The following is a 664-nucleotide window of genomic DNA, read 5'->3' on the forward strand; positions in this document are numbered from 1 at the left end:
GTATTATCACCCCACAGTGCAGCCAACCTGTCACTGGCCTGACGCGGCGAGGCACCACGGTTGAGCAGACCAACAACCTGGGCGCGTAAGAATCGATTGCCATCGAGTTTGCGCAGCTTAGGGCGAGCAAGACGCCCGCGGCTTGCCTGGTCAGCGTGATAAGCATCGTAGATACCATCGACGCTGTTGCGCGCGATTTCACGGCTGACGGTGGATTGACTACGACAGACTATCTGGGCGATACGCCGGTGCGAATGCCCTGCTCGCAGATACTTGGCAATGACTAAGCGTTCGGCCAGCCCTAGCCGCCGACCAGTGCCAACACGAGATACATCACCGGGCGTTATCCGGCTGCGGGTATTCATAGTGGTTAAACTAGCCCGCTGGTTATACACCGTGGATGTGCACACCCCGGCCTGCGCAGCAATCTGGGCAACACTATATGTGCCGGCGATAAGCATCTCGTAGATCACGCGATGCTTATGCTTCATCGAGACCTTCGGGTAGTGCGATTGGTGCTGAATCGCAATTCCGGCTTGTCGTGCCCACCGGCTGACAGTTGGTTGGGGTATCCCTAATTCGCGTCCAACCGCGCTTGCTGATGCCCCGTTGGCGATGTGTTCAAGCGCAATGGGTTTGATGGCACTGTATTTCGATCGGCGGG

General features: G+C 57.5%; 1 protein-coding gene. It reads right to left on the reverse strand.

Annotated features, from left to right (window positions below):
- Positions 1-664: helix-turn-helix domain-containing protein (locus HMPREF2708_RS05070; protein ID WP_141762923.1), on the reverse strand; the 664-nt coding region annotated here is incomplete at both ends.

Origin of the sequence: Corynebacterium sp. HMSC073H12, from assembly GCF_001837775.1 — a bacterium.
In the GTDB taxonomy this organism is placed as follows: Bacteria; Actinomycetota; Actinomycetes; order Mycobacteriales; family Mycobacteriaceae; genus Corynebacterium; species Corynebacterium amycolatum.